This window comes from Vibrio sp. Vb1166 (assembly GCF_033338695.1).
GTDB classification, from domain to species: Bacteria; Pseudomonadota; Gammaproteobacteria; order Enterobacterales; family Vibrionaceae; genus Vibrio; species Vibrio alginolyticus.
Genome location: NZ_JAWOTE010000049.1, coordinates 1 through 14,231, shown reverse-complemented (window position 1 = coordinate 14,231; position 14,231 = coordinate 1). Strand labels below are relative to the sequence as shown.

4 protein-coding genes are annotated in these 14,231 nt (G+C 46.1%); 2 read left to right on the top strand and 2 right to left on the bottom strand.

Annotated features, from left to right (window positions below; genetic code table 11):
* On the top strand, nt 1–7,002 hold the full coding sequence (locus tag R7E51_RS23385; RefSeq protein ID WP_318128325.1) for a Calx-beta domain-containing protein: 7,002 nt from the start codon (nt 1–3) through the stop codon (nt 7,000–7,002).
* Nucleotides 7,003–7,088: 86 nt separating this feature from the next.
* Here the strand turns inward: R7E51_RS23385 and R7E51_RS23380 are convergent, their stop codons facing one another.
* The gene (locus R7E51_RS23380; RefSeq protein WP_005377363.1) at nt 7,089–7,703 is read right to left on the bottom strand and encodes an OmpA family protein; all 615 of its coding nucleotides are present in this window, start codon (nt 7,701–7,703) and stop codon (nt 7,089–7,091) included.
* A gap of 2 nt (nt 7,704–7,705) precedes the next feature.
* Nucleotides 7,706–9,019 carry a TolC family outer membrane protein gene (locus R7E51_RS23375; protein ID WP_021707835.1) on the bottom strand — a complete coding sequence of 438 codons (1,314 nt, stop codon included), beginning with the start codon at nt 9,017–9,019 and terminating at the stop codon, nt 7,706–7,708.
* Between the two features lie 389 nt (nt 9,020–9,408).
* Here R7E51_RS23375 and R7E51_RS23370 point away from each other — a divergent pair.
* On the top strand, nt 9,409–14,231 hold a 4,823-nt coding region (locus tag R7E51_RS23370), incomplete at its 3' end, for a Calx-beta domain-containing protein (protein WP_318128324.1).

Below are 14,231 nucleotides of genomic sequence, written 5' to 3'. Positions count from 1 at the left end.
ATCATCAAGGTTTTAGGTAACGACACGTTCGAAGGCGACGACAAAGTGGTGTCGCTCGATAGCAATAACGGTCCAGCTAACGGCACGGTCTCGGTCAACCCGGACGGCAGCGTCACTTACACGCCAAACGACAACTTCCACGGGGCAGACAGCTTCACCTACATCGTCACCTCCGGTGGTGTCAGTGAATCCACCATTGTTAACGTCGATGTCACGCCAGTAAACGACAAACCTGACAGTGAAGACTTTACGCATGTGGCCGATGATCAGCTTACGCACGTTGTGTTTGATACCGATACGAAGCCTCTGGGTCACGGTGACTCTCAAGATCATATCGCGGATGTTGAAGACGACTTAAAAGGCAACGATCTACATGTCCGAATTACTGAACTGCCAACCTCAGGTACGTTGTTCTTTAAAGATAGTGATGGTGAGTTGCACGAAATTAAAGAAGTAAGCGATACGCTTTATGACAAAGACAGCCTTTACTATGAAGCTGATAATGTGGGTTTCTTATTAGGTATCAAGGATCGCCCAGATACACTAAATAGTTCCGAGTCTACAACAGATTTCAATAATTGGGGGCTAAGTGAGGACGGAGGTCCATCACACTCCCGTACTGAGCATTTAGCAAATGGAGCTTCTATCACCATTTCTTCTGATAGCGGTGAGCTTGCGCAGTACAACCGCCAGGTGTCACACATCGGCAATGGTATCGCTGACAATGATGGGCAGGGTATTGAGAAAGGTGAAACGATTACGATCGATTTGTCTAATAATCCTGTGGGCAGCGTAAACCTTGGCTTAGATGGATTAGGTGGATTGTTTGATTACGGTGATGACAACGCAGCACTTATTACGGTTACATACTTAGATTCAAATAATGTCCAACAGACTCAAACGTTCGAGTTTTTGAAGCCTGAAGGCAACTTCATGCTATTCCAAGAAACAAGCGTTGGTTATGGGAAAGATCTAGCTCTTCCTGAAGGTTCGGTCATTACTCAGTTAGATTTTTCTACGAAAAATGAAGGGAACTGGGAGTTACGTTATGTAGAAGGTGTACCTGCCGAAGACAGCTTTGGATATGTGGCAGTCGACTCTGAAAATGGCGTTAGCGATCCATCTACAGTCAATATCGTTAATGAAATGCTAGATGGTAATATTGCTGAAAATGGGCCAAGCCTGTCTGTGGTCGGTGATAGCGTGACTGAGGGTGACAATGTCACGTTCTCGGTTGTTCTAAATGAAACCACTAGCACTGCCGTTAAGTACCAAGTTGATATGCTTGCTCAAGGTTCTTCAGTTGATAAGAATGACGTAAATCTATCAAATGCAACCTATACAAATGGTGTTGTTTTCTTAGGTGGTTACTTGATTGTTCCTGCAGGTATAAGTAGCTTCGAAATATCGATTCCGACTATTGATGACTTGGTTGTGGAAAGCAGCGAAACGATCGTTCTTGAGATCGGCGGTGAAACGGGGACGGCAACAGTTCTTGATAATGACAGTACAAAACTTAGCGTAGTAGATGCCGGCGATGTCATTGAAGGAACTGACGCAATATTTACCGTTTTACTCTCTAACCCTGTTCAAGAGGCCGTTGTCGTCAATCTGAAGTCAACAACAAATGATAGCTATACTGCGGAAGATGTTGATCTAGGCACTATGGTAGTGACCTATGTGGATACTCATGGTCAAACTCAAACATTAGATATAGCGCCTAATGGAGACGTTACTATACCTCCAGGTGTCGCTGAAATTAAAGTCGCAGTCCCGACCAAACTAGATAATGTCCATGAAGGTGATGAGAGCTTTGGTCTTACGGTTACGGAAATCGGTAGTGTCACCAGTAATGGTATTGCAACTGGTAACGCAAATATTGTGGATTCTGATCCTGCACCTTTAGTTAGTATTAGTGCCGATCAAAATAGCGTAAATGAAGGTGAAACGGCAGGCTTTACGCTGACACTTGATAAAGTTGCAGATGAGAGTGTTACGGTTCATGTCGAATATAGTGGCGTGGCCCAAGATGGAAAAGATTTTGTTGGCGTTCTGAGTGTTGAAGTTCCTGCGGGTCAATCTTCAGCTGCTCTTGACTTACTGACGGTCACCGATGGTATTTATGAGGGCGCAGAATCTTTCACAGTAACCATTAAAGAGGTTGATGGCGCTGATGCGAGCATTGCTTCAAATAACAGCGCAAGTGTTGTGATCGTTGATGCCCAAAGTGCACCGAAAGTGACTATTAGCTCAGATCAATCCTCAGTTGATGAAGGTAGTGATGCAAAATTTATCGTCAACATTGACCAAAAAGCAGATGAAGATGTACTGGTAACATTCACAATCGGAGGGAATGTTGATGACAAAGATTATATTGCTCCAAGTACGTACACAGTCACGATTCCAGCGGGTAAAACGTTGGCGCCGATTGATATAAAAACTCTCGATGATGGTATTTACGAAGATCTTGAAAACCTAACCGTGACTCTAATTGATACGGTTGGTGCAGATTCGACGCTTGCAAGTGACTCGAATGAAGCAACAGTCTCTATTATAGATGCTCAGCACGCTCCAGAGTTTATTTCTGGCGGCGATAGTGCTGGTGACAAACCAAATGATGATGTTTACGACTTCGGGTCAGTTAACGAAAACACGGTGATTGGGGCCGTTATCGGCACGGTCGTTGCTGAAGATCACGATAATGACGTGCTTGTATACCGTTTTGCAGATGGCTCGAGCACTAATGGTATTTTTGATATCGACCCGACAAGTGGAGAGATTTCATTGAACAAGACAATCGATGATGTTGACTTGGGTGATTATACGCTTCAGGTTGAGGTTATCGATGGAACTGGCGGGATTGATACTGCCGAGGTAAATGTTTCTCTGGTAAATGTGAATGATGCTCCTGAATCTTCGCCTTCAGTGGTTGAGATGAATGAAGATACTCAAGTGATGCTTGATTGGTCATCATTCGGTATTAGCGATGTGGACTCTGATGTATCAGATCTATCCGTCCAAATTACAACGCTTCCTAGCGATGGCTCATTAGAGTACAGAGATTCGCAAGGCGATTGGCAGTCTGTACAAATCGATCAAGTCCTCGATAAATCGCTTTTTGAGGAAAACGGTGTTCGTTTTGTACCTGAATTAAATGAATCAGGCAGTGACAGCTTCGGCGGAAATCAAGTCGGAGATCAGGAATCTAGTTACGCTCAAATTGGTTTTAAACCGACAGATGGGCAGAGCTCTGGTCAAGAGTCGACACTGACAATAGACGTGAACCCTGTAGCTGACAAACCGAACTTAATTGCAGTGACGCCATTAAACTCATTGCCTCAACAAGAGTTTAACGTTACGACATGGAGTAATGTTCAAGTTGGTTCTAGTGATGGTATGGGGGTCAATGGAGAGACTCTAATCTCAGCGATCAACGCTCTTAATGAAGCCGATGGTACTCGATTGAGTTGGGCAAATGTGGAAGATTTAGGGACTCATGCAACCTTGGCAAATGAGGCCGTTCTAGTCACATCTCTTGTTTATCTCGAAGCTGGCTCGAGTTACGACTTTGTCGGTCAAGCCGATGATAGCCTTGCAATCAAGTTGGGTGGTACGTTACTTGATCAAGCTCGTTGGGGGAGCGACAGTGGTGATATTAAGGGAGCTAGCTTTACCCCTTCGGTATCTGGCTTTTATCCAATTGAAATTTATCACCATAACCAAAGTGGTCCGGGTAACTTTAATGTGGATGTATCCATTAATGGACAAGCGCCTGTCAACCTGAGCAATAGTAGTCTTTACGTAGTTAGTGATGAAAGTGCACTAGAAGCAACTGATATCAGAACGTCTGAACTACAAGAAGTTAATGGTGTTGCGTTTTACGAAACATACCAGCTGAACGAAGGGTTACAAGATACAGCGATACCGCTCTCTGAAATTAAAGCAAGCTTAAATGATACAGATGGCTCTGAATCACTTAAAGTCACGCTAACTGGCTTACCTGTAGGTGCGATCCTTTCAGATGGAAATAGTTCTATTACTGTCGCAACTATTGATGAAGAACTGGACGTGACAAGTTGGGCATTAGATGCACTTACTGTGACTCCACCTGCGGGCTCCCATGATGACTTCACTATCAATTTGACTGCAACGAGTACAGAAAGCTCGAATGGTGATTCAGCAGAATCTAACTTGGCGATCAATGTTGTAGTACATGAGAACTTACCTACGGAAACGGAAAGTGATTTGGGCGAAACCATAGAAGACAATACTCTACAAGGGAATGTATTGCTTAATGACTCTGACGGCGACAATATTCTGATGGTAGATCATCTTACTATCGATGGTGCTGATTACGAGGTAGGCGAAAGTGTTTCTTTGACTAGTGGTACGTTACTAGTAAACCGAGATGGTAGTTACATATTTGAACCTGCTGAGCATTGGTCAGGTGACGTTCCATTAATTAGCTATACCACAAATACTGGCGTAACAAATACACTTGATATCAATGTTGTTGCTATCGCAGATGCACCTACGATCACGATCAATGTTGGCGACTTAGTTAAACGAGATGCTATTGATCCAAACCATCACTTAGCTACATCGGCAATAAATAATACCAATACCGAAAATGAGGCTGTCGCAGCCAACCTTGGGTTGGATAATGCAGTACCTAAAATTAATACACACGCTGGTGTTGTGTTGGGAGTCAATACTGACTTAAGTGACACCGACAGCTTGTTTGTTGGGACAGATTTCAACGATGTATTCTATGGTGGCGGTGGCGATGACGTATTTGTTGGCGGTGGTAACAATGATACGTTTTATGGTGATGACGCGACCAGTCTTACTCTGCATGATGGTAAAGATACAGTCTACTTAACAGGGAACTTTGATGACTACAAAATGACCTTCAAAGACGATCATGGAGGTAAAGTTCCATATTGGATTTTATTAGATAGTCGTTCTATCGATTCGGTAAACGATCATACAGGTAGTGATGACCGAGGTGATCATTTATATGAAATTGAACGCGTTGTTTTTGCAGACAAAATTGTTGATTTGAAACCTGATGGCACTTATGAAGTGCTTCAAGATCGCTGGATTTCGGTCGATGTGGATGTTGATCTAGTTGATGTCGATGGAAGTGAGGATTTAGCGCAGACTGCTCTTGTACAAGATCTACCAGACGGTGTTGACGTGTATGTTGATGGGGTCGCAATTAAGCAAGATTCAAATGGAGATTACCCTGTCACTCTTGGTACAGATGGTAAGCTTTCCCTGGATATCAGAGTGCCATTCGATTATGAAGGCAGCTTAGAGTTCCCGCTAAGCGTTACTGCTACGTCTGTTGAAGGATCAAATAATGACGCAGCTTCAACAACTGAATCCGTTGAGCTTACAGCTCGTGACTATGTGTTGGAGTCGGGATCGCATGGGAATGATCAGATAACGGGTAGTGACGATCACGATATTATTGTTGGTGATGTTCAAGGATTGGAGATCATTGCAGGTCAGGACTACAACATCGCATTTGTTCTGGACACTTCAGGGAGCATGGGTAACTGGGTAGGAACTGCGAAGCAAGAAGTGCTAGATGTGTTTGATGAGCTGTTAAGTGCGGTAAATCAAGGAGAGAAGCCAGGGACAGTGAATATTCACCTTAGTGAATTTGCTTCAAGTGCATCAGCGGTGATTTCTGTTGACTTGAGTTCTCTTACAGCAAGAAAAGAGTTTGTAGAAGAGTTGAATCGTGTAATTGATGATGAGGGTTCTGGCGGCACAAACTATGAGGCGGGCTTACAGTCGGCCGTTGAATGGTTCAGCAGTCAACCTAACCCTAATGGCCAAAATATCACGTACTTTGTTACGGATGGTCAACCAAATAGAGCAACATACCTCTATGGTGTAGCACCGAGTGAATTCTCGAAAGTGATTTTGGACGTCGATAATTCTGGCAAGCTTGTTACCCTGCAAGATATTGCGAGTAAAAACAATTACTCATACGGACAAACAGTTACCTACAAAGGTGATGTCGTTATAGATAGTTACGGTAAGGTTTATTCACCGCTAACAGGAAGAATCCTTGGCGATATCGACAGATATTATGGCTCTATCCGTTATTACGATGAAGGGAATAGCTCGACACAAGCTCAACACATGTATCAAGTACTAGCGGCATTGTCCTCTATAGAAGCGATAGGTCTTGGGAGTGGCGTTGATGAACATACACTCAAGCAGTATGACACTGATGGTGTGGTAGAGTCAGATATTGATGTTACTAAGCTTGCTGAAACGATATTGGGTCAAGATGTACCTCTCAAACAAGGTTCAGACACTATTCAAGGAGGTGAAGGTAACGATATCTTGTTAGGTGACTTAATTGAGTTTGGTGGTAATGAACAAGGCTTAAGTGCGATTCAATCACATGTGGCGCAGCAAACGGGTCAGGATGTGTCTACCGTTGACGGCGAAGATATACATGAGTACGTTAGAAATAACTTGGAAGAATTCAACCAAACTCACCAAGGAGATAAATCGGATAATTTATATGGCGGCGCTGGTGATGACTTACTATTTGGTCATGGTGGCAACGACATACTCGTTGGCGGTGAAGGGGATGATATTCTGATTGGTGGTTTAGGTAGTGATACTTTAACAGGGTCAGAAGGGGCCGACATCTTTAAGTGGAGTGAAGTCACTAACGATGTTGATACTGTCACTGACTTCAATAAAAATGAAGACGCTCTAGACTTCTCAGATCTGTTTGACGACTTATCTAAAGATGAAATTGGAGAGCTTCTTAATGATCTTCAATCAGGTGATCATACTGGTGATGTCGGAGAGTATCATGTAGAAGTGGCACCAGACGGGGGATCTGAGGCAAACCTGAGTATTACAAAAGGGAGCTCGACATTGGACATCCATTTTGACGGTGCAAGTGTTGATGATGTGACTCAAAGCTTAATTGCGAGTTTAGAAGCTCAGTACAAAGACATGTAGTAGCGCTAAACTGTAGTCAAATTTAAAATCAAAAAGGTCTAGCAATTTGCTAGACCTTTTATTTTTACGGTCTGTTTATTGTTGTGCTAGCTTTTTGGAAGTGTTGTGAAAACGGTCCATTCTTTCTTCACTTCACCCTTGTGGCCAATCACTGTTGCGGTTACTCGACGGTTCAATGCGTGACTAACTTGGTCTGTACCTTGTGTCGCAAGTACTGTGTCTCCATAGCCGACAATGGTAACTCTATCTCCACTAATGCCGTTCTTCATGAGCTCTTTTCTAACGTTTTCAGCGCGGCGCTTAGATAAGTCAAGATTATGTTCTGCAGTACCAGTGCGACTAGCATAACCTTGAATCTCTATAGACGTGTTCGGGTACTCTTTCAAAAAGTCGGATAGTTCAAGAATTTGTTGCGTAAAGATAGGGTTGATCACATCGGAATCGTTCGCAAATAGTACTCGAATTTGCATTTCTTGTGAGGAGTCAACGTACGAACCGCAACCGTCGTTGTCTATTTCGGCACCCAAAGGTGTACCCGGGCACAAATCTCGCTCGTTAATGACTCCGTCAGAGTCATCATCTATATGATCAGCCCACTGATCGGCAATTGGGGTATCTATGTAATCATATTCATCACCACGATCTGATGAACTGCATGCGGAGAGCATTAATGAGAGTGTAATAAAAGCTATGTGTTTCATAATTAATACTCCACTTCTTCTAGCCATTCTTTAGGCATTTCAACCCTTAATGCACTCAACAGTTGCCCAGTTGCGTTCATCACTCGATATTTGGCGTACTGCTCTGCGTATTTAGAATCTAAGTAGTCTTTACGCGCCTCAAAGAGCTCGTTTTCAGTGTTCAATAGATCAAGCAGTGTTCGTTTACCGATGCGATATTGCTTCTCGTAAGCAATTACGGTTTCAGACGCAGAGTCTACATGATCTGATAGAAACTCTTTTTGTTGTAATGTTAAATCAAGCGCACTCCAAGAAAGCCTTAACCCTTCTTCAACATTGCGATAGGCACCTTCACGCAAGTCTTTTGCTTTATTTAGCTGGTAGGCAAAGTTTTCTGAGTTCGCTGCATCACTGCCACCATTGAATAGGTTGTAGCGTAGACGCAGCATGGCAAGTGTCTCATCACTTCGACCTTTTAAACCATCAGCGTCGTCACGCCATGTTTGCGAAGCTTCAATTGAAATGGTTGGGTAATTAACACCTTTAGACTGTTTGTATTGAAACTTAGCCGAGTCTACGTCTGCGAGCGCCACTTGAATAACGGGATGAAGTTCAAATGCCAAGCCTACCGCTTCATCAACCGTGTACGGGATAAAGTTTTGGTCCGCTCTCGGAAAGATTAACCCTTGTGGTGTTTGACCGACTAAACGAGTGAACATCGTGTGAGAGTCATACAGGTTATTTTGAGCAGCAGCTAAGTTTCCGTGTGCTTTTGCCAAACGTGCTTCTACCTGCGTCAAGTCAGCAGTAGAGCCGATACCCGAGTTGACTCGTTTTTTAATGTCATCGTAAATATCTTTATGAACAGCAAGGTTGTTTTCTGAAAGCTTTAGGACTTCATACGCTTTAACAGCGTCCAAGTACACTTTAGTCACTTCAAGTGCCTTATCTGAAGCATCTGCTAAGAGTTGAAATCTAACAGATTCAGCATCAGCTGCGGTTCGATCAATATCATTTAATGTAGCGCTACCATCCCATATTAGTTGGGTCAGTGTCACTGAAGCTTCCTTTCGAGTGTAATCCGTGTCTCCTCGACCAACTTCATCTGACGGGTCTAATCCTTCATATCCAATTCCAGCATCTAGATCAACAGAGGGGAGGTAAGCACCTGATGAAGCTTCATTTATGTACTTCTGGCTCATAAACTCGTTAAATGCACTCTTAATATCGGGGTTATTTTGTAGCGTCTGTGCAACCGCTTGCTCTAGAGTTTGACCGAAAACTGGTGAAGACACTATTAAGCAACAGCAGGCTATATGTACTCGATTCCATCTCACGTTAGTTCTCCTAAAATCATGTCGCTCTTATTCTGTTTCATATTTGAGACGAGAAGTTACAAACAATGAATTTTCTTAGTGCGTATTATCAACTTGTTGATGTTTAAATGTTTAATTCAATAAAAAACAACAATCTTACTCTCTAAACTCTAGCATACGAGGCAAAGCTTGCTTGGTAAGTGGTCGATTTTTTCGTAGAAAACCTTTTTATCTTAAGAGCATAGCGGAAACTGGTTTAAATGAAGGCAAATTCTTCGGTTATTTTCCTTATTACTCTCAAAAAACTAAATCCTCTTGGAATAAAACGAAAAATTCATATTTTGTCTAAACTATAGACGTGTTTAGTGCAGTAACAAGCCTTTAATTAAACTAATACAAGGATGAAGAGCATGGATCGAGTAGCGTTAAGTTCATTGATGAGCAATGTCGTGGTTATAGGGCTTGATGGGAACCTGAGAAGTCTTGAAAGTGGTCAGCTACCTCAGCCTGGTGAATTAATTATTGAGGAAGTTTCTGATACATCAGAATTAATTGTACAACAGGTAACACCGCAAGGTAGTTCAATTAACGTTACTGATGATGTCACTGCGCTAATCGAGGCTATCGCTAGTGGAGAAGACCCTACTGCTCTTGGTGAGGATTTTGAGCCAGCTGCAGGTGAGGAAAGTGGTTCTAGCCCCCAAAATACTGGTGCAATAGATCGTACTGGCGCTGAATTGTTGGCTAGTACGAATTTTGAGACCGTCGGTATTGATGGAATCGGACTATCTACAACTCAAGCACTATCTTTGTTGGATCTTTTCAGAGTAATTAATGGCCCTGTACCACCGACTATCTTAGTTCAAGAAATATCTAGTCCGACTATCAACGAAGGTGACCAAGTTGTATTCGATATTACTCTAAGTCAAACAACTGAAGACAACACTGATGTCATTCTTTCTCTCCTTGATGGAACCGCAACAGGCGGCTCAGCTGACGAGAACGGGAGTGACTACGTCAATGAGCGTGTCCTCATAACATTTTCTGATGGTACAACAGAAGAAGTTTCAGTCGGTGAAAGCGGAACCTTTACCATTTCGATCCCACCGGGTGAAAGTGACTTTACGGTCTCTATAGACTCTATTGACGACTCTGTATTTGAAGGCCCAGAAACGTTTACGCTCTCTGGCACGACAGAAGAACAAAGCACACCTGTTACTGGGACTGCCACTATTTTAGATGATGGTAGTGGACCTGGCTCAAATCCTGATGATGATCGCCCAGCGGTAACGATGAGTGATGCAGGTACGGTTAATGAGGGTGAGACAGCGAACTTCAAAGTGACGCTGTCGAATGCCTCCGAGTCCACTGTTCAAGTCGAGCTAGGCCTGAACTTAGGTGACACCGAAGTTGGAGACTTAGGCACCTTAGAATACAACACAGGCTCCGGTTGGGTTGCAGTGCCAAACGATGGCGTAGTAACGGTGCCAGCGGGGCAAACTGAGTTTGATGTGCGTATCGCTTCCATTGATGACGCCGTTTATGAAGGTCCTGAAGATTTCAGTGTGACAGTGACTGGCATTGGTGCAGTGCAAGGCAGCGATACGGGGACGGCGACGATCGTGGACGACGGCAGTGGTCCGGGCCCTGATCCGGATGATGACCGTCCAAGCGTGACTATCTCAGATGCTGGCACCATCAATGAGGGTGAGACAGCGAACTTCAAAGTGACGCTGTCGAATGCCTCCGAGTCCACTGTTCAAGTCGAGCTAGGCCTGAACTTAGGTGACACCGAAGTTGGAGACTTAGGCACCCTAGAATACAACACGGGAAGTGGTTGGGTTGCAGTGCCAAACGATGGCGTAGTAACGGTGCCAGCAGGGCAAACTGAGTTTGATGTGCGCATCGCTTCTGTTGATGACGCCGTTTACGAAGGCCCTGAAGATTTCAGTGTGACAGTAACCGGCATTGGCGCAGTACAAGGCAGCGATACGGGGACGGCGACGATCGTGGACGATGGCACTGGGCCAGGCCCCGATCCGGATGATGACCGCCCGAATGTGACTATTTCAGATGCTGGCACCATCAATGAGGGTGACACAGCGAACTTCAAAGTGACGCTGTCGAATGCCTCCGAGTCCGCTGTTCAAGTCGAGCTAGGCCTGAACTTAGGCGATACCGAAGTCGGTGACTTAGGTACCTTAGAATACAACACGGGAAGCGGTTGGGTGACAGTGCCAAACGATGGCGTAGTCACGGTGCCAGCAGGGCAAACTGAGTTTGATGTGCGCATCGCTTCCATTGATGATGCGGTGTACGAAGGCCCAGAAGATTTCAGTGTCACGGTAACCGGCATTGGCGCAGTACAAGGCAGCGATACGGGGACGGCAACGATAGTGGATGACGGCAGTGGCCCGGGTCCCGATCCGGATGATGACCGTCCAAGCGTGACTATTACGGATGCTGGCACCATCAATGAGGGGGATACTGCGAACTTCAAAGTCACTTTATCGAACGCGTCTGAAGCGGAAACGCAAGTGGAGCTGGGTCTTAATCTCGGCGATACCGAAGCCGGTGACTTAGGTACCTTGGAATACAACACCGGAAGCGGTTGGGTTGCAGTGCCAAACGATGGTGTGGTGACCGTGCCAGCGGGGCAAACTGAGTTTGATGTGCGTATCGCTTCCATTGATGACGCCGTTTATGAAGGTCCTGAAGATTTCAGTGTGACAGTGACTGGCATTGGTGCAGTGCAAGGCAGCGATACGGGGACGGCGACGATCGTGGACGACGGCAGTGGTCCGGGCCCTGATCCGGATGATGACCGTCCAAGCGTGACTATCTCAGATGCTGGCACCATCAATGAGGGTGAGACAGCGAACTTCAAAGTGACGCTGTCGAATGCCTCCGAGTCCACTGTTCAAGTCGAGCTAGGCCTGAACTTAGGTGACACCGAAGTTGGAGACTTAGGTACCTTAGAATACAACACCGGAAGTGGCTGGGTGATAGTGCCAAACGATGGCGTAGTCACGGTGCCAGCGGGGCAAACCGAGTTTGATGTGCGCATTGCTTCTGTTGATGACGCTGTTTATGAAGGCCCTGAAGATTTCAGTGTGACGGTGACTGGCATTGGTGCAGTGCAAGGTAGCGATACCGGTACGGCGACGATTGTGGATGACGGCAGTGGTCCGGGCCCTGATCCGGATGATGACCGTCCAAGCGTGACTATTACCGACGCTGGCACCATCAATGAGGGGGATACAGCCAACTTCAAAGTGACGTTGTCGAACGCCTCTGAGTCCACTGTTCAAGTCGAGCTAGGCCTGAACTTAGGTGACACCGAAGTTGGAGACTTAGGCACCTTAGAATACAACACAGGCTCCGGTTGGGTGACAGTGCCAAACGATGGCGTGGTGACGGTGCCGGCAGGGCAAACTGAGTTTGATGTGCGCATCGCTGCCATTGATGATGCTGTTTATGAAGGCCCTGAAGATTTTAGTGTGACGGTGACTGGCATTGGTGCAGTGCAAGGCAGCGATACGGGTACGGCGACGATAGTGGATGACGGCAGTGGTCCAGGTCCTGATCCGGATGATGACCGCCCGAATGTGACTATTACCGACGCTGGCACCATCAATGAGGGGGATACAGCCAACTTCAAAGTGACGCTGTCGAACGCCTCTGAGTCCACTGTTCAAGTCGAGCTAGGCCTGAACTTAGGTGACACCGAAGTTGGAGACTTAGGCACCTTAGAATACAACACCGGAAGCGGTTGGGTTGCAGTACCAAACGATGGTGTAGTAACGGTGCCAGCGGGGCAAACTGAGTTTGATGTGCGCATTGCTTCTATTGATGACGCCGTTTATGAAGGCCCTGAAGATTTCAGTGTCACGGTGACTGGCATTGGCGCAGTGCAAGGCAGCGATACAGGTACGGCGACGATTGTGGATGACGGCAGTGGCCCGGGTCCCGATCCGGATGATGATCGTCCAAGCGTGACTATTACGGATGCTGGCACCATCAATGAGGGGGATACGGCGAACTTCAAAGTCACCTTATCGAACGCGTCTGAAGCGGAAACGCAGGTGGAACTGGGTCTTAATCTTGGCGATACCGAAGTTGGAGATTTGGGCACCTTAGAATACAACACAGGCTCCGGTTGGGTTGCAGTGCCAAACGATGGCGTGGTAACGGTGCCAGCTGGGCAAACCGAATTTGATGTGCGCATTGCTTCCATTGATGACGCCGTTTATGAAGGCCCTGAAGATTTCAGTGTGACAGTAACCGGCATTGGCGCAGTACAAGGCAGTGATACGGGTACGGCAACGATAGTGGACGATGGCACGGGTCCGGGCCCTGATCCGGATGATGACCGTCCAAGCGTGACTATTTCAGATGCTGGCACCATCAATGAGGGTGAGACAGCCAACTTCAAAGTGACGTTGTCGAATGCCTCCGAGTCCACTGTTCAAGTCGAGCTAGGCCTGAACTTGGGCGATACCGAAGCCGGTGACTTAGGTACCTTGGAATACAACACAGGCTCCGGTTGGGTTGCAGTGCCAAACGATGGCGTAGTAACGGTGCCAGCGGGGCAAACCGAGTTTGATGTGCGCATCGCTGCCATTGATGATGCTGTTTATGAAGGCCCAGAAGATTTCAGTGTGACGGTGACTGGCATTGGGGCGGTGCAAGGCAGCGATACGGGTACGGCAACGATAGTGGATGACGGCAGTGGTCCAGGCCCTGATCCGGATGATGACCGTCCAAGCGTAACTATTTCAGATGCTGGCACCATTAATGAGGGTGATACGGCGAACTTCAAAGTCACCTTATCGAACGCGTCTGAAGCGGAAACGCAAGTAGAGTTGGGTCTTAATCTCGGCGATACCGAAGCCGGTGATTTGGGCACCTTAGAATACAACACGGGTAGTGGTTGGGTTGCAGTGCCAAACGATGGTGTAGTAACGGTGCCAGCAGGGCAAACTGAGTTTGATGTGCGCATCGCTTCCATTGATGATGCGGTGTACGAAGGCCCAGAAGATTTCAGTGTCACGGTAACCGGCATTGACGCAGTACAAGGCAGCGATACCGGTACGGCAACGATAGTGGATGATGGCAGTGGTCCAGGTCCTGATCCGGATGATGACCGCCCGAATGTGACTATTTCAGACGCTGGCACCATTAATGAGGGTGAGATAGCGAACTTCAAAGTCACATTATCGAACGCGTCTGA